Genomic DNA, 16,361 nt, shown 5'->3' on the forward strand with positions numbered 1-16,361 from the left:
CCTAGAGCCGCGAGGCGGCGGTCAACGCGGCCCGGGAAGATCGGGTTCCCGTCCCGCCTCTCTCTGTGCGCCGGCTGTTCGAACACCGGCGCATCGCGCGGAACGTTACCGTATCGCGATCAGATGACCACTTCGACGCCCTCGCCGGGTGCTTTGCCTGACACCCGTTCGGATTCCAGCGCCTGCTGGAGGATGATCACCGCGGCCGCCTGGTCGATGACGGCCCGGCCCTTCTTGGACTTCACCCCGGAGGCGCGCAGTCCCTGACCGGCCGTCACCGTCGTCATGCGTTCATCGACGAGTCTGACCGGAACGGGCGCGATCATGCGCGCCAGTTCCTGGGCGAAGCCGCGGACCTTGACGGCCGCCGGCCCCTCGCCCCCCTTGAGGGAGCGCGGGAGGCCGACGACGACCTCGATCGGCTCGTACTCCTCCACCAGTTGCCTCAACCGGCGGTGCGCCGCGGGGACGTCCCGGCCGGGGACGGTCTCCACGGGGGTGGCGAGGATCCCGTCGGGGTCGCACGAGGCGACCCCGATACGGGCGTCCCCGACGTCGATCGCGAGTCGGCGGCCCCTGCGCATCGCCGGACTCACTTGGCGGTTTCCGCCACGAGTCGCTCGACCGCGTCGACGGCCTCACCGATCGCGGCCGGGTTCTGGCCGCCGCCCTGGGCGACGTCCGGCTTGCCGCCACCGCCGCCGCCGAGCGTCTTGGCGGCGGCGCGGACCAGGTCACCGGCCTTCAGGCCCCGCTCGCGGGCGGCCTCGTTGGTGGCGATGACGGTGAGCGGCTTGCCGTTGTTCACCGTGAACAGGGCGACCACGGCGGCCCGTCCGCCCTGGATGCGGCCGCGCACGTCGAGGACCAGCTTGCGCAGGTCGTCGGGGGTGGTGCCGTCCGGGACCTGACCGGTGACGACGGCGACCCCGCGGACGTCCTTGGCGGACTCGGCGAGACCGGCGGCGGCCTGGAGCACCTTCTCGGCGCGGAACTTCTCGATCTCCTTCTCGGCGTCCTTCAGCTTGCCGAGCATGGCGGAGACCTTCTCCGGCAGCTCCTCCGGACGGCCCTTGAGCAGTTCGGTCAGCTGGTTGACGACCGTGTGCTCACGGGCGAGGAAGCTGTAGGCGTCGACGCCGACCAGCGCCTCGATACGGCGCACACCGGAGCCGATGGAGGACTCGCCGAGCAGCTTCACCAGGCCCAGCTGGGCGGTGTTGTGCACGTGCGTGCCGCCGCACAGCTCCTTGGAGAAGTCGCCGATGGTCACCACGCGGACGCGCTCGCCGTACTTCTCGCCGAACTCGGCGATGGCTCCCTGCTTCTTGGCCTCGTCGATGCCCATGACGTCGGCGCGGACGTCGAGGTCGCGGGCGAGCACCTCGTTGATCTTCTGCTCGACGTCGGTCATCACGGCCGTCGGGACGGCGGAGGGCGAGCCGAAGTCGAAGCGGAAGCGGCCGGGCTGGTTCTCGGAGCCCGCCTGGGCGGCCGTCGGGCCGAGGGCGTCGCGCAGCGCCTGGTGGGTGAGGTGGGTGGCCGAGTGGGCGCGGGCGATGGCCTTGCGGCGACGGTTGTCGATGGCGGCGTGCGCCTTGGCGCCCACCGTCACCTCGCCGACCTGGACGACGCCCTTGTGGACGTAGACGCCCGGCACCGGCTTCTGGCAGTCGCGGACCTCGATGACGGCGCCGGAGTCGACCTTGATGCGGCCGGTGTCGCCGATCTGGCCGCCGCCCTCGGCGTAGAACGGGGTGCGGTCCAGGACGATCTCTACCTCGTCGCCCTCGGTGGCGGCCGGGGAGGACAGGCCGTCGACGAGGATGCCGACGACCGTGGACTCGCCCTCGGTGTCGGTGTAGCCGATGAACTCGGTCGCGCCGGCGGTGTCGGCGATCTCGCGGTAGGCACCGAGGTCGGCGTGGCCGGTCTTCTTGGCCTGGGCGTCCGCCTTGGCGCGCTCCCGCTGCTCCTTCATCAGGCGGCGGAAGCCGTCCTCGTCCACGGTGAGGCCCTGCTCGGCGGCCATCTCCAGGGTGAGGTCGATCGGGAAGCCCCAGGTGTCGTGGAGCAGGAACGCCTTGTCGCCGGACAGCACGGTCGAGCCGGCCGTCTTGGTCTCGGTGACGGCGGTGTCGAGGATGTTGGTGCCGGCCTTCAGCGTCTTGAGGAAGGCGTTCTCCTCGGCGAGGGCGACCTTCTCGATGCGCTCGCGGTCGCTGACCAGCTCCGGGTACTGCTGCCCCATCATGCCGATGACGACCTCGATGAGGTCCTTGACGACCGGGCCGGTGGCGCCGAGCAGGCGCATGTTCCGGATGGCGCGGCGCATGATGCGGCGCAGCACGTAGCCGCGGCCCTCGTTGCCGGGGGTGACGCCGTCACCGATGAGCATGGTGGCGGTGCGCATGTGGTCGGTGACCACGCGCAGGGAGACGTCCGAGGCCTGGGCGTCGCCGTAGGCCACACCCGTCAGCTCGGTGGCCTTGTCGATCACGGCCATGGAGGTGTCGATCTCGTACATGTTCTGCACACCCTGCAGAATCATGGCGAGGCGCTCCAGGCCGAGGCCCGTGTCGATGTTCTTGCTCGGCAGGTCGCCGAGGATCTCGAAGTTGTCCTTGCCGGTGCCCTCGCCGCGCTCGTACTGCATGAAGACGAGGTTCCAGATCTCCACGTACCGCTCGTCGTTGACGGCGGGGCCGCCCTCGGCGCCGAACTCGGGGCCGCGGTCGTAGTTGATCTCGGAGCAGGGGCCGCACGGGCCGGGGACGCCCATGGACCAGAAGTTGTCCTTCATGCCCAGGCGCTGGATGCGTTCCTTGGGCACGCCGACGACCTCGTGCCAGATCCGCTCGGCCTCGTCGTCGTCCTGGTAGACGGTGATCCAGAGCTTCTCCGGCTCCAGGCCGTAACCGCCCTTGTCCTGGGGCGTGGTGAGCAGCTCCCAGGCGAGCTTGATGGCGCCTTCCTTGAAGTAGTCGCCGAAGGAGAAGTTGCCGCACATCTGGAAGAAGGTGCCGTGCCGCGTGGTCTTGCCGACCTCTTCGATGTCGGGCGTGCGCACGCACTTCTGCACGCTCGTCGCGCGCGGGAAGGGCGGCTTGACCTCACCCAGGAAGTACGGCTTGAAGGGAACCATGCCGGCCGGGACGAGGAGCAGAGTCGGGTCGTCCGCGATGAGCGACGCCGAAGGGACGACGGTGTGCCCGCGCTCCTCGAAGAAGCTCAGCCAGCGGCGGCGAATCTCGGCCGACTCCATCAGTGGTCCTCATTCCGGTTGTACGAGTACGTCTGGTACGTCGTGTCGTCGACGGGGATCGGGTTGCTGCGGTTCTCGATGGCGGGCAACCGCCTGGGCGCCGGCAGTTCGGGATTCGCGTCGATCCCGAGCGCGTCGCCCAGTTCGGCCTCCCGCTGCGCCATGTTGTCGCGGACGTCGAGCGCGAAGCCGACCGCGCGCTCCTTGATGCGCTGACCCGCGTCGAGCGCCTTGTTGGCCGCGGTCACGGCGAGGCTCTCCGGGGTCAGCTGCTTCAGCTTGCGGTTGACCTTGGTGGTGGCCCACACCCCGGCGGCCACGCCTGTGGTGAACCAGAACGTACGGCGGAACATCCCTGACCTAGTCCCTCTTTCCGCGGAGATTCTCGCGGAGGTTTCGTCCGCCCCGCCGCGCGGCAGGGACGGTGCGGCCCACGATCACGGTACGCCTCGACGTCCTGGCGGGCACGTCCTCCTTGCCGCCGCCCAGCGCCCGGCGCACGCCGTAGCCGAAGGCCGCGACCTTGACCAGGGGGCCGCCGAAGGTGGAGGCGACGGTGGTCGACAGCGCCGAGGCGTTCGCGGTGACCTCCTGGACGTCGGAGGCGATCGCGTCGACGCGGTCGATCTGGGTCTGCGCGGAACGCACCGCCGCGGAGGCGTCGGCCAGCAGCGGGACCGCCTGATCGGTCACGTCCGCCACGAGCTTGGTGGTCGCCTTCAGCGTCTGGGCCAGCCTCACCAGTGCGACGGCGAGGAAGGAGACCAGGATCGCCCAGAAGACGGCCACCAGGATCCCGGCCACCTCGCCACCGGACACCGTGTGCACCTGCTCCCTGAAAACGTGCCTGAACATCGGGAAAGTCGTACCGAGCCTATCGCGCCCGGGGCGCCGCTCCGTACCGGTTTCCCGCTCCCGGACGGGCAAGTTGCGCGGCGTGCGGCGGCCCGCGGGCGTGCGGGCCCGGGAGACGCAGGAACCCGCCGCCCCGCCCACCCGGAGAGGTGGGGAGACGGCGGGCTGAGGTGTGCTACGGCCTGCCGGTGATCAGCGGGCGTAGTACTCGACGACGAGCTGCTCGTCGCAGATCACCGGGATCTCCTTGCGGTTCGGCTCACGGTCCAGGCGGAACGCCAGGGCCTTGAGGTTCACCTGGAGGTAGCGCGGGGTCTCGCCGTCGGGGGCGAAGCCACCCTCGCGGGCGATCGCGAAGAGGGTCTTCTCGCGGCTGCGCTCGCGGACCATCACGACGTCGTCGGGACGGACGCGGAACGAGGGCTTGTCGACCTTCTGGCCGTTGACCTCGATGTGGCCGTGGACGACCATCTGGCGGGCCTGGTAGATGGTGCGGGCGATGCCCGAACGCAGGACCAGGGCGTCGAGACGGCGCTCGAGCTCGATGATCAGGGCCTCACCGGTCTTGCCCTGAACCTTGGAGGCACGCTCGTAGGCGCGGACGAGCTGGCGCTCGGACACGTCGTACTGCGCGCGCAGGCGCTGCTTCTCGAGCAGACGGACCTTGTAGTCCGAGTTCTGCTTGCGGCCGCGGCCGTGCTCACCCGGCGGGTAGGGGCGGGCCTCGAAGTACTTGACGGCCTTCGGGGTCAGCGCGATACCGAGGGCACGCGACTTCTTGACCTTGGGGCGGGACTGGTTCGCCACTGTCTCTCTTTTCCTGGTGTTCGGCTTGTCAGAGTCGGGGGAGGTCGCATCCGCAGCCGGGGAATCCCGTCGGGTCCGCGCGGGACCTTGCGGGCAGCCGCTCCCCTGGTCTGGGCACTATGTGCAGCACGCGAGTGGCCCACCGCCCCTCCCGGGATCCCGGGTGGTGGTGGGCTGCCCGCGACACCGTTCGACGGTGCGCGACGCTCCTGGAGTCCGTCCCGAAGGGCCGGGGCTCCGGCTGACTGTCCCGCTCTGACAGCGCGGGACTCAGCGCTTCCGGGAATTCTACAGGGTGCTCAGGACCGCTTTCGACCCAGGTGCCTGCGGGTCCACTCCACCGCGTCGGCGTACCGCGCCTCGGCTCCGTGGCGGGTCGGGGTGTAGTACTCGCGGTCCTTGAGGGCGTCCGGGGCGTACTGCTGCCGGGCGATGCCCTCGGGCACGTCGTGCGGGTACACGTAGCCCTGCGCGTGCCCCAGCTCGGCGGCGCCCTTGTAGTGGCCGTCGCGCAGATGGCGGGGCACCGGGCCCGCCAGCCCCTTGCGTACGTCGCCCAGGGCGGCGCCGATCGCGGTCGTCGCGGAGTTGGACTTGGGGGCCAGGGCGAGGGCGATGGTGGCGTGGCTGAGGGTGAGGGCGGCCTCGGGGAAGCCGATCATGGCGACGGCCTGGGCGGCGGCGACCGCGATCGGCAGGGCGTTGGGGTCGGCCAGGCCGATGTCCTCGCTCGCGGAGATCATCAGGCGGCGGGCGATGAAACGCGGGTCCTCGCCGGCCTCGATCATGCGGGCGAGGTAGTGCAGCGCCGCGTCGACGTCGGAGCCGCGGATGGACTTGATCAGGGCGCTGGCGACGTCGTAGTGCTGGTCGCCGTCACGGTCGTACTTCACCGCCGCCCGGTCGACCGTCTCCTCCAGGGTCCGCAGGCCGATCTCCGTCTCGCCCTTGTCGAGGGCGGCCCCGGCGGCGGCCTCCAGCGCGGTCAGGGCACGGCGGGCGTCGCCGCCGGCGATGCGCAGCAGGTGCTCCTCGGTGTCCTCGGGGAGCGCGACGGCGCCCTTCAGTCCGCGCTCGTCGCCGACGGCGCGCCGCAGCAGGCCGCGCAGGTCGTCGTCGGTGAGCGGTTCGAGGGTCAGCAGCAGGGAGCGGGACAGCAGCGGGGAGATCACCGAGAAGTACGGGTTCTCGGTGGTCGCCGCGATCAGCGTCACCCAGCGGTTCTCGACCGCGGGCAGCAGGGAGTCCTGCTGGGCCTTGGAGAAGCGGTGGATCTCGTCGAGGAAGAGGACGGTCTCCCTGCCGAAGCCGCCGGTGGCGCGGCGGGCGCCGTCGATGACCGCGCGGACCTCCTTGACGCCCGCGGTGATGGCCGACAGTTCCACGAAGCGCTTGTCGGTGGCCTTGGAGACGACGTAGGCCAGGGTCGTCTTGCCGGTGCCGGGCGGGCCCCAGAGGATCACCGAGGAAGGCCCCGCGGGTCCCACCCGTCCCTCACCACTGCCCTCGCCGACCAGTCTGCGCAGCGGCGAGCCCGGCTTCAGCAGGTGCTGCTGGCCCACCACCTCGTCGAGGGTGCGCGGACGCATCCGCACGGCCAGCGGGCTCGCCGCCGGATCCTTCTCCTGGCGTGCTTCTGCTGCGGCGGTGAACAGGTCGGGCTCCACGTCCCAAACCCTAAATCACCGCACCGACAATCCCGCCGGGCCCGTCAGCTGGTCCAGAAGTCCCACCAGCGGGTCAGGATCAACATGCCGATGATGCCGATGTGCAGCACGGGCAGGACCCAGGTGAACTCGCCGAAGAAGCTCTTGAGCCACTTCGGTGCGGGCAGGAAGCCGTTGCGCACGTTGAACGAGGTCACGTACCAGAACATGATGATCGTCGCGACCCAGGCCAGGTTGCACCACAGGCACAGCGCGTTGATCCGGTACAGCGACTGGAACATCAGCCAGGCGCAGAAGCCTACGCCGAAGAGGGTGCCGGCGTTGAAGGTGAGCCAGTACCAGCGCGGGAAGCGGGCGCGGGCGAGCAGGCTCATGGCGACGCAGATGACGATGCCGTAGCAGACCAGTCCGAGCATCGGGTTGGGGAACCCGAAGGCGGCGGCCTGCTTGCTCTCCATGACGCTGCCGCAGGAGACGACCGGGTTGAGGCTGCAGCCGGGGGTGAAGGTCTTGCCCTCGACCTTGGCCTCGAGCAGCTTGAACTTGTCGATCGTGATGACCCACGAGGCGAGCAGGCCGGCCGCGCCGGTGATCAGCAGCAGAATGGCGAAGGCACGGCTGCCGCCCACCGTCCGCGGTCCCGCCGCGGTGCGCTCCGTCGGCGGCTCGGGCTCGGGCTCCGTGGAGACGTCCTTGACTGTCGTCTTGCTCATCACGCCGATTCCGTCTGCTCGGTGACTGGACCTTCTTCGGGCAGGGCCATTGTGCCGTACCACGCGCCCCGTCCACCGTTCGGTGCGCATAAGGAAGTCCGCACGCGGGGCCCGAACGGTCGGTTCCGGCCGATGTCGCACGGCGTGCGGCGGTCACCGCCGGAATCATCCGCACGAACGAAGCGGCACCCGCGGAGTTGACGTCCGAGGGTGCCGTCGTCGTGCCGGTACCGGTCGTGCCGCTGCTAGCCGAGCCTCGACTCCAGTTCGGCCACGATCTCGTGGACCCCGATCGCCGCCTGCTCGCCGGACTCCATGTCCTTGAGCTGGACGACGCCCTCGGCGAGGTCGCGTTCGCCGGCGACGATCGTGTAGCGGGCGCCGCTGCGGTTGGCGTTCTTCATCGCGCCCTTGAGGCCCTTGTGGCCGTAGGAGAAGTCGGCGGCGATGCCGACCTTGCGCAACTCGGTGACCTTGCCGAACAGCACGCGGCGGGCGTCCTCGCCGAGCGGGACGGCGAACACGCTGGTGGTGGAGGGCAGCGCGAGTTCCACGCCCTCGGCCTCCAGGGCGAGCACGGTGCGGTCGACGCCGAGTGCCCAGCCGACGGACGGCAGGGCGGGGCCGCCGATCATCTCCGACAGGCCGTCGTAGCGGCCGCCGCCGCCCACCGCGGACTGCGAGCCGAGACCGTCGTGGACGAACTCGAAGGTGGTGCGCGTGTAGTAGTCCAGGCCGCGCACCAGCTTGGGGTCGTCCTCGAAGGCCACGCCGACGGCGGTGATCAGCTCGCGGACCTCCTCGTGGTACGCCTTGCAGGCGTCGCAGAGGTAGTCGCGCAGCAGCGGGGCGTCCGTCAGCTGCTTCTGGACGTCCGGGCGCTTGTCGTCCAGGACGCGCAGCGGGTTGATCTCCGCGCGGCGCAGGGTGTCCTCGTCGAGGTCCAGTCCGCGCAGGAAGTCCTGCAGCGCGGCCCGGTACACCGGCCGGCACTCCTTGTCGCCCAGGCTGTTGAGCAGGATGCGGAAGTGGCTCAGGCCCAGCGAGCGGTACGCCTGGTCGGCGAGGATGATCAGCTCGGCGTCCAGCGCCGGGTCCTCCGCGCCGATCGCCTCGGCGCCGACCTGGGAGAAGTGCCGGTAGCGTCCCTTCTGCGGGCGCTCGTAGCGGTAGTACGAGCCGGAGTACCAGAGCTTGACCGGGAGGTTGCCCGCCTTGTGCAGGTTCGCCTCCAGCGCGGCGCGCAGCACGGAGGCCGTGCCCTCGGGACGCAGGGCGAGCTTGTCGCCGCCCTTGGTCTCGAAGGCGTACATCTCCTTGGTCACGATGTCGGTCGACTCGCCGACACCGCGCGCGAAGAGCTCCACGCTCTCGAAGCCGGGCGTCTCGATGTATCCGTAACCGGCGCCGCGCAGGGGCGCGGCGATCGCCTCGCGGACGGCCAGGTACTTGGCGCTGTCCGGCGGGATCAGGTCGTACGTGCCCTTGGGGGCCTTGAAGGTGCTCACGAAGTCTCTCGTCACATTCCTCGTCGGGGAGCGGGCCGCGCACTGTGTCCCTGGCGGTCTGCGGCCACCTGCCGCAGGTACGGGTTGGTGGCGCGCTCCTGGCCGATGGTCGTCTGGGGGCCGTGACCGGACAGCACCACGGTCGAGTCGTCGAGCGGCAGGCACACGCGGGCCAGCGAGTCGAGCATCTCGGCCATGTCGCCGCCGGGCAGGTCGGTGCGTCCGATGGAGCCGGCGAAGAGCAGATCGCCCGAGAAGAAGACCTGCGGGACGTCCGCGGTCTCGGGCATCCGGAAGGTCACCGACCCCTTGGTATGGCCCGGCGCGTGCGCGACGGAGAACTCCATCCCGGCGAGCGCGAGCTCCGCGCCGTCGGCCAGTTCCCTGACGTCGTCCGGCTCCCCCACCGTCAGCTCGCCCATCAGCGGCATCCCGATGGAACGGCCGAGCGCCTTCTCCGGGTCGCTCATCATGTAGCGGTCCGCGGGGTGGATCCAGGCGGGCACGTCGTGCGCGCCGCACACCGGGACGACCGAGGCCACGTGGTCGATGTGGCCGTGGGTGAGGACGACGGCGACGGGCTTGAGCCGATGCTTCTTCAGTGCTTCCTCGACTCCTCGGGCGGCCTGATGGCCCGGGTCGATGATCACGCACTCCTCACCGGCGGCGGGGGCGACGAGGTAACAGTTCGTCCCCCAGGCACCGGCGGGGAACCCGGCAATGAGCACGATCGTCCTTCGTTTGTGTCGGTACGGGGGCGCTTTTCGGTGGTCGCGCCTGTCGTCGAAGCCTACCGGCGCTGCCGAATCCTCAGCGAACCCATATACGGTACGGGGCACACGCAGGCGGTCGGCTCACCAGTCGCACGCGTCCCAGTCGGCGTACCAGACGCATGAGGAGATAACCCCGTGGTCACCCAGGAACAGCGAAAGCGGCAGCTCGCGCGGGAGAAGTTCTTGCGGCAGCAGCAGCGGCGCACGGAGGCGCGGCGCAAGGCGCGCGTCCGCAACTCCGTGATCGCGTCGGTGCTCGGCGTCGTCGTCATCGGCAGCCTGGCGCTGTACACGACCGGGGTCCTGAAGAACGACGACAAGTCCGACGCGAGCCCCCAGGCCAGCCCGAGCGCCTCGGCGCCCAGCAAGGCGCCGGACCCGTGCGAGAAGGCGGCCAAGGGGTCGGTGGAGAAGCTGAGCTGGAAGAAGGAGCCGGCCATGACCATCGACGAGTCGGCGAAGTACACGATGAAACTGGCCACGACGTGCGGTGACATCGACATCGCGCTGAAGGCGTCGGCGGCCCCGCACACCGTGAATTCCTTCGACTTCCTGGCCGGCAAGGGCTACTTCGACCACACGAAGTGCCACCGGCTCACCACCAACGGCATCTACGTGCTGCAGTGCGGCGACCCGACGGGCAGCGGCAGCGGTGGTCCCGGCTACACCATCCCGGACGAGAACCTGAAGGACAAGAGCCTGAAGAACAACGTCTACCCGGCGGGTACGGTCGCGATGGCGAACACCGGGCAGAAGCACACCGGCGGCAGCCAGTTCTTCCTCGTCTACCAGGACAGCCAGCTCCCGCCCAGCTACACCCCGTTCGGTACGGTTTCGGCCTCCGGGATGAAGGTACTGAAGAAAATCGCCGCGGCCGGCGAGAGCACGGGCGCGGGCGACGGGGCCCCGAACGCGACGGTCGTGATCGACAGGGCGACGGTCACGAAATCCTGATCCATCCCGACCCCGAAGTGCGGAATTTCGGTCGCGCGGGATGCGGACAGGCAACCCGCCGGTCGCCTATGTTGGCCGTGACGAAACTGTGGACGATGCCCGGGGGAGCTGAGACCTCCCGTCGGCATCATGTGGAGGAGGCGCTGTGAGCAGCGACCCGTGGGGCCGCGTCGACGAGACGGGGACCGTGTACGTGCGTACGGCCGACGGCGAGCAGGTCGTCGGTTCCTGGCAGGCGGGCTCCCCCGAGGAGGCGCTGGCCTATTTCGAGCGCAAGTACGAGGGCCTGGTTGTCGAGATCGGCCTCCTCGAGAAGCGAGTGAAGACCACCGACCTGTCCGCCAAGGACGCGCTGGCGGCGATCGAGCACATCCGTGAGCAGGTCGACGCCCACCACGCGGTCGGTGATCTGGACGCCCTGCGGACCCGTCTGGACGACCTGGTCCGGACCGTCGAGGCGCGTCGTGAGGAGCGCAAGCAGCAGCGGGCGAAGCAGTCGGACGAGGCGCGGCACGCCAAGGAGGCGCTGGTCGAGGAGGCGGAGCGGCTGGCGCAGTCCGACCAGTGGCGGGCGGCCGGCGAGCGGCTGCGGGCCCTGGTGGACACCTGGAAGGGTCTGCCGCGGCTGGACCGCAAGTCGGACGACGAACTGTGGCACCGTTTCTCGCACGCCCGGTCGGCGTTCTCCAAGCGCCGCAAGGCCCACTTCGCGTCGCTGGACGCGCAGCGCGAGGATGCCCGCAGGGTCAAGGAGCGGCTGGTCTCCGAGGCCGAGGCGCTGTCCGGGTCGACCGACTGGGGGCCGACGGCCGCCCGCTACCGCGAGCTGATGGCGGAGTGGAAGGCGGCGGGCCGCGCCCAGCGCGAGCACGAGGACGACCTGTGGAACCGCTTCCGCGGCGCCCAGGACGTGTTCTTCGCCGCCCGCAGCTCGGTCTTCGCCGAGCGGGACGCCGAGCAGGGCGAGAACCTGAAGCTCAAGGAGGGGCTGGCCGAGGAGGCCGAGAAGCTGCTTCCGGTGACGGATCTGAAGGCCGCCCGCGCCGCCTTCCGCTCCATCAACGAGCGCTGGGAGGCCATCGGTCACGTGCCGCGGGACGCGCGTCCGCGGGTCGAGGGCCGAATGCACGCCGTCGAGCGGGCCATCCAGGAGGCCGAGGACGCCGAGTGGCGCCGGACGAACCCGGAGGCACGCGCGCGTGCCGAGGGCCTCACCGGCCAGCTGCAGGCGGCCGTGGACAAGCTGCGGGGCCAGATCGAGCAGGCGCGCGCCCAGGGCAACACGGCCAGGGCCGACAAGCTGGAGCGCGAGCTGGAGGGCCGTCAGGCGCTGCTGGACCAGGCGCTGAAGGGCCTGCAGGAGTTCGGCGGCTGAGCTGCCGGAAACACGAAGGGGGCGCCCGCACCAGGTCACCTGGTGCGGGCGCCCCCTCGTGCGGCCACGACGTGTTCGACGTCACGTGTTCCTTCGGGCCTGCTGCTACGACCGGTTGCGGGCCGACGTGACCCGGTACACGTCGTAGACGCCCTCGACGCCCCGTACCGCCTTCAGGACGTGCCCGAGGTGCTTGGGGTCGCCCATCTCGAAGGTGAAGCGTGAGGTGGCGACGCGGTCGCGGGAGGTCTGCACGGCCGCGGAGAGGATGTTGACGTGCTGGTCGGACAGGACGCGGGTGACGTCCGACAGCAGCCGGGAGCGGTCCAGCGCCTCGACCTGGATGGCGACCAGGAAGACCGAGGACTGGGTGGGCGCCCACTCGACGTCGAGGATGCGCTCGGGCTCGCGGGACAGTGACTCCACATTGACGCAGTCGCTGCGGTGAACCGAGACTCCGCTGCCGCGCGTGACGAAACCGATGATCGGGTCGCCCGGAACGGGCGTGCAGCAGCGGGCCAGCTTGACCCACACGTCCTCGACACCCTTGACGATGACGCCGGGGTCGGCGCTGGAGCGGCGCTTGCGGCTGCGGCTGCGGGTCGGCGGGACCGACTCGTCGATCTCCTCGGTGGCCGCCTCCTCGCCGCCGAGCGCCTGGACGAGCTTCTGCACGATGTTCTGCGCGGAGACGTGGCCCTCGCCGATCGCCGCGTACAGCGCGGAGATGTCGGAGTAGCGCATCTCGTGCGCGAGCGTGACCAGCGAGTCGCCGGTCAGGATGCGCTGGATCGGCAGGTTCTGCTTGCGCATGGCGCGGACGATGGCGTCCTTGCCCTGCTCGATCGCCTCGTCGCGGCGCTCCTTGGAGAACCAGGCCCGGATCTTGTTGCGGGCGCGCGGCGACTTGACGAAGCCGAGCCAGTCGCGGGAAGGGCCCGCGCCTGCCGCCTTGGAGGTGAAGACCTCCACCAGGTCGCCGTTGTCGAGCGTCGACTCCAGCGGTACGAGGCGGCCGTTGACCCGTGCTCCTATCGTGCGGTGGCCGACCTCGGTGTGGACGGCGTACGCGAAGTCGACCGGGGTGGCCCCGGCCGGCAGCGCTATCACGTCGCCCTTGGGGGTGAAGACGAAGACCTCGTTGCGGGACAGGTCGAAGCGCAGGGACTCCAGGAACTCGCTGGGGTCCTCGGTCTCCTTCTGCCAGTCCAGCAGCTGCCTCAGCCACGCCATGTCGTTGATGGCGTCCTTGTCCTTGGCGGACGTGCGGGGCGCGTCGGTGCGCACCTTCGAGGCGCCGGCGACGGCCTCCTGCTTGTACTTCCAGTGCGCGGCGATGCCGTACTCGGCGCGGCGGTGCATGTCGAACGTGCGGATCTGGAGTTCGACCGGCTTGCCGTTGGGGCCGATCACCGTGGTGTGCAGCGACTGGTACATGTTGAACTTGGGCATCGCGATGTAGTCCTTGAACCGCCCCGGAACCGGGTTCCAGCGGGCGTGGACGGTGCCCAGTGCCGCGTAGCAGTCGCGGACGGTGTCGACGAGGACGCGGATGCCGACCAGATCGTAGATCTCCGCGAAGTCGCGGCCGCGGACGATCATCTTCTGGTAGACGCTGTAGTAGTGCTTCGGGCGGCCGGTGACGGTCGCCTTGATGCGGGCGGCGCGCAGGTCCTGCTGCACCTCGTCGGTCACTATGGCGAGGTACTCGTCGCGCTTCGGGGCGCGCTCGGCGACCAGGCGGACGATCTCGTCGTACATCTTGGGGTAGAGGATCGCGAAGGCGAGGTCCTCCAGCTCCCACTTGATGGTGTTCATGCCCAGGCGGTGGGCGAGCGGCGCGTAGATCTCCAGGGTCTCGCGCGCCTTCTTCTCCTGCTTCTCCCGCTTGAGGTAGCGCATGGTGCGCATGTTGTGCAGGCGGTCGGCGAGCTTGATGACCAGGACGCGGGGGTCCTTGGCCATGGCGACGACCATCTTGCGCACGGTCTCGGCCTGGGCGGCCTCGCCGAACTTGACCTTGTCCAGCTTGGTGACGCCGTCCACCAGGAGGGCGACCTGGTCGCCGAAGTCGCGGCGGAGCTGGTCGAGGCCGTACTCGGTGTCCTCGACGGTGTCGTGCAGCAGGCCCGCCATCAGGGTGGCCGGATCCATGCCCAGCTCGGCGAGGATGGTGGTCACCGCGAGCGGGTGCGTGATGTACGGGTCGCCGCTCTTGCGCTTCTGTCCGCGGTGCCAGCGCTCGGCCACCTGGTAGGCGTTCTCGATCTGGCGGAGCGTGGCCGTCTCGATCTTCGGGTCGTTGCTGCGCACTATCCGCAGCAGCGGCTCCAGCACCGGGTTGTAGGGGTTGGAGCGCTGGACTCCGAGGCGGGCGAGGCGGGCGCGGACGCGGTTGGAGGAGCCGGTGCGGGCGGGCGGCCCGGCGTTCGGGCGGACGGCGGGGGCCGGCTTGGGGCGCGAGTGGTCGGCCGGCTTGTCGACGGGCGTGGCGGCGCCTTCGACCGTCCCGCGGGCGTCGTTCTTCGCGTGCGGCGTGTTCGGCGCGGGCTTGGCCGCGGCCGCCGAGGCGGACTCGGGCTTGGCGGCGGTCAGGTGCTGGGCCTCGTCTGGCAAGAGGACTCCTCGTGCGCGATCCGGGTCCCCCGGTCAGGCTCCGGAGACCCCATGGTAGCGATCCTGGGCCTCAGGATCGCCGTCAGGCCACTGTGAGGGCCGTACACCAGGGAAACGCACGGGGCGGGCGCCGGATTCCTCCGGCGCCCGCCCCGTTGCCCGGTAAGGGCGTTCAGACCACGAGCAGCGCCTCCAGCGGAGCGCTGCCGAGCGCGGGCTCCAGGCGGGTGCGGCCGCCGAGGAAGCCGAGTTCCATCAGGACGGCGAGGCCCGCGACCTCGGCACCGGCCCTGCGGATGAGCTGGATGGACGCCTCCGCGGTGCCGCCGGTGGCGAGGACGTCGTCGACGATCAGGACGCGGTCCTCGGCGGTGAGGTCCTCGGCGTGCACCTCGATCTCCGCCGAGCCGTACTCCAGCTCGTAGGACTGGGCGAGGGTGGCCCCGGGGAGCTTGCCCGCCTTGCGCACCGGGACGAAGCCCAGGCCGGCCCGGACGGCGACCGGGGCGCCGAGGATGAAGCCGCGGGCCTCCAGGCCGACGACCTTGGTGGCGCCGGTGCCGGAGGCGAACCGGGCGAGGGTGTCGGTGAGCGCCGTGAACGCCGCCGGGTCCGCCAGGAGCGGGGTGATGTCCTTGAACATCACCCCCGGCTCCGGGTAGTCGGCCACGTCACGGATGCGGCTCAGCAGCAGTTCCTCGATACCGGTCATCGGCGCTTGCCCGAGGATCGGCCGCGGCCCCGGGCGCGGGACGCGGGCTGGTTGCGCGGGCCGACGACCGCCGGGGCGGCGTCCTCGGGCTCGTCGTCGTGGAGCGCGCCACCGTCCTCGGGCTCCAGCGGCTCGCCCTCCGCGGCGGCCTGGGCGCGCTTGGCGAGGACGCGCTTCTTCAGCGCCTTCATCTGCGGCTCGCGCTCCTTGAGGTCGGCGACCAGGGGCGTGGCGATGAAGATCGAGGAGTACGCCCCGGCCGCGAGGCCGACGAACAGCGACAGCGAGATGTCGTTCAGCATGCCCGCGCCGAGGACGCCGCCGCCGATGAACAGCAGGCCCGCGACCGGCAGCAGCGCGACCACCGTGGTGTTGATGGAACGCATCAGGGTGCCGTTGATGGAGCGGTTGGCGACGTCGCTGTAGGTCCAGCGGGTCTGCTTGGTGATGTCCTTCGTCTGCTCCTTGAGGCTGTCGAAGACGACGACCGTGTCGTAGAGCGAGTAACCGAGGATCGTCAGCAGACCGATCACCGTGCCCGGCGTGACCTCGAAGCCGACGAGGGCGTAGATGCCGGTCGTGATGGTGATGTCGTGGACGAGGGCGACGAGCGCCGCCAGCGCCATGCGCCACTCGAAGGCGATCGCCAGGTAGATCACCACGAGGATCATGAAGATCGCCAGGCCCTGCCAGGCCTTGTTGGCGATCTGGTCGCCCCAGCTCGGGCCGACCAGGTCGGCGTTGATCTTCTCCGTGTCGACCTTCAGGTCCTTGGCCAGCTGGTCCTTGATGTGGTCCGACTTGTCGGTGTCGATGCCGGCGATCTGGACGCGCAGGCTGCCGTCGCCGAGCTTCTGGACGATGGCGTCGTGGCCGGAGGCGTCCTGCGCGAACGTCTCGGTCTGGGCGACGGAGACGCTCATGTTCTTGGGCGTCGTGAAGACCGCGCCGCCCTGGAACTCGATGCCCATGTTCAGGCCGCGCACCGCCAGGCCGAGGACGGCCGTGATGGTGATCAGGATCGAGATGCCGTACCAGAGCTTGCGGTTGCCGACGAAGTCGTAGCCGACCTCGCCGCGGTGCAGTCGGGCGCCGAGGCTGCCGAGCTTGGACATC

At 70.1% G+C, this 16,361-nt stretch carries 14 protein-coding genes; 2 read left to right on the forward strand and 12 right to left on the reverse strand.

Annotation, left to right across the window (positions count from 1 at the left end; translation table 11 throughout):
• Positions 1 to 119: 119 nt before the first annotated feature.
• The 9 genes from ruvX to VKA29_RS27185 form a co-directional block, all read right to left on the reverse strand.
• Positions 120 to 584 (reverse strand): Holliday junction resolvase RuvX, encoded by a 465-nt coding sequence (ruvX, locus tag VKA29_RS27145; protein WP_324788624.1) that lies wholly within the window; start codon positions 582 to 584, stop codon positions 120 to 122.
• 8 nt (positions 585 to 592) lie between these two features.
• Positions 593 to 3,265, reverse strand: a complete 2,673-nt coding sequence (alaS, locus tag VKA29_RS27150; RefSeq protein ID WP_324788625.1) for an alanine--tRNA ligase — start codon at positions 3,263 to 3,265, stop codon at positions 593 to 595.
• Complete coding sequence (locus VKA29_RS27155; protein ID WP_324788626.1) at positions 3,265 to 3,618, reverse strand: hypothetical protein; 354 nt, start codon at positions 3,616 to 3,618, stop codon at positions 3,265 to 3,267. The genes alaS and VKA29_RS27155 overlap by 1 nt, the downstream gene beginning before the upstream one ends.
• A 7-nt stretch (positions 3,619 to 3,625) precedes the next feature.
• A complete protein-coding gene (locus tag VKA29_RS27160) occupies positions 3,626 to 4,093 on the reverse strand; it encodes a DUF948 domain-containing protein (RefSeq protein ID WP_324788820.1) in 468 nt (155 codons plus the stop codon).
• Positions 4,094 to 4,312: 219 nt separating this feature from the next.
• A complete protein-coding gene (gene rpsD / locus VKA29_RS27165; RefSeq protein ID WP_324788627.1) occupies positions 4,313 to 4,927 on the reverse strand; it encodes a 30S ribosomal protein S4 in 615 nt (204 codons plus the stop codon).
• A gap of 299 nt (positions 4,928 to 5,226) precedes the next feature.
• Positions 5,227 to 6,594, reverse strand: a complete 1,368-nt coding sequence (locus tag VKA29_RS27170) for a replication-associated recombination protein A (RefSeq protein ID WP_324788628.1) — start codon at positions 6,592 to 6,594, stop codon at positions 5,227 to 5,229.
• Positions 6,595 to 6,638: 44 nt separating this feature from the next.
• On the reverse strand, positions 6,639 to 7,307 hold the full coding sequence (locus VKA29_RS27175) for a vitamin K epoxide reductase family protein (protein ID WP_324788629.1): 669 nt from the start codon (positions 7,305 to 7,307) through the stop codon (positions 6,639 to 6,641).
• Between the two features lie 245 nt (positions 7,308 to 7,552).
• Complete coding sequence (gene hisS, locus VKA29_RS27180; protein WP_324788630.1) at positions 7,553 to 8,815, reverse strand: histidine--tRNA ligase; 1,263 nt, start codon at positions 8,813 to 8,815, stop codon at positions 7,553 to 7,555.
• Positions 8,816 to 8,826: 11 nt separating this feature from the next.
• Positions 8,827 to 9,543, reverse strand: coding sequence for an MBL fold metallo-hydrolase (locus tag VKA29_RS27185; protein WP_324788631.1), 717 nt, complete (start codon positions 9,541 to 9,543; stop codon positions 8,827 to 8,829).
• Between the two features lie 180 nt (positions 9,544 to 9,723).
• On the opposite strand from VKA29_RS27185, the gene VKA29_RS27190 reads away from it, so the two are divergent.
• Positions 9,724 to 10,542: a peptidylprolyl isomerase gene (locus VKA29_RS27190; protein WP_324788632.1), complete on the forward strand. Its 819-nt coding sequence runs from the start codon at positions 9,724 to 9,726 to the stop codon at positions 10,540 to 10,542.
• A gap of 145 nt (positions 10,543 to 10,687) precedes the next feature.
• On the forward strand, positions 10,688 to 11,917 hold the full coding sequence (locus tag VKA29_RS27195; protein ID WP_324788633.1) for a DUF349 domain-containing protein: 1,230 nt from the start codon (positions 10,688 to 10,690) through the stop codon (positions 11,915 to 11,917).
• Between the two features lie 105 nt (positions 11,918 to 12,022).
• Here VKA29_RS27195 and VKA29_RS27200 read toward each other — a convergent pair whose 3' ends face one another.
• The 3 genes from VKA29_RS27200 to secF all read right to left on the reverse strand — a co-directional run bounded on the left by VKA29_RS27200 (position 12,023) and on the right by secF (position 16,360).
• Positions 12,023 to 14,533 (reverse strand): RelA/SpoT family protein, encoded by a 2,511-nt coding sequence (locus VKA29_RS27200; RefSeq protein ID WP_324788634.1) that lies wholly within the window; start codon positions 14,531 to 14,533, stop codon positions 12,023 to 12,025.
• A 172-nt stretch (positions 14,534 to 14,705) separates the two neighbouring features.
• Complete coding sequence (locus VKA29_RS27205; protein WP_324788635.1) at positions 14,706 to 15,245, reverse strand: adenine phosphoribosyltransferase; 540 nt, start codon at positions 15,243 to 15,245, stop codon at positions 14,706 to 14,708.
• Positions 15,242 to 16,360, reverse strand: coding sequence for a protein translocase subunit SecF (gene secF, locus VKA29_RS27210; RefSeq protein WP_324788636.1), 1,119 nt, complete (start codon positions 16,358 to 16,360; stop codon positions 15,242 to 15,244). The genes VKA29_RS27205 and secF overlap by 4 nt, the downstream gene beginning before the upstream one ends.
• Between the last annotated feature and the right edge of the window lies 1 nt (position 16,361).

The sequence above is a fragment of the Streptomyces sp. H51 genome (assembly GCF_035656535.1).
Taxonomy (GTDB): Bacteria; Actinomycetota; Actinomycetes; order Streptomycetales; family Streptomycetaceae; genus Streptomyces.

Excerpts from the sequence above, each read along its gene's own strand:
- VKA29_RS27155 (WP_324788626.1), bottom strand. The coding sequence starts at position 3,618 with ATGTTCCGCCGTACGTTCTGGTTCACCACAGGCGTGGCCGCCGGGGTG.
- alaS (WP_324788625.1), bottom strand. The coding sequence starts at position 3,265 with ATGGAGTCGGCCGAGATTCGCCGCCGCTGGCTGAGCTTCTTCGAGGAG.
- VKA29_RS27205 (WP_324788635.1), bottom strand. The coding sequence starts at position 15,245 with ATGACCGGTATCGAGGAACTGCTGCTGAGCCGCATCCGTGACGTGGCC.
- ruvX (WP_324788624.1), bottom strand. The coding sequence starts at position 584 with ATGCGCAGGGGCCGCCGACTCGCGATCGACGTCGGGGACGCCCGTATC.
- VKA29_RS27175 (WP_324788629.1), bottom strand. The coding sequence starts at position 7,307 with ATGAGCAAGACGACAGTCAAGGACGTCTCCACGGAGCCCGAGCCCGAG.
- secF (WP_324788636.1), bottom strand. The coding sequence starts at position 16,360 with ATGTCCAAGCTCGGCAGCCTCGGCGCCCGACTGCACCGCGGCGAGGTC.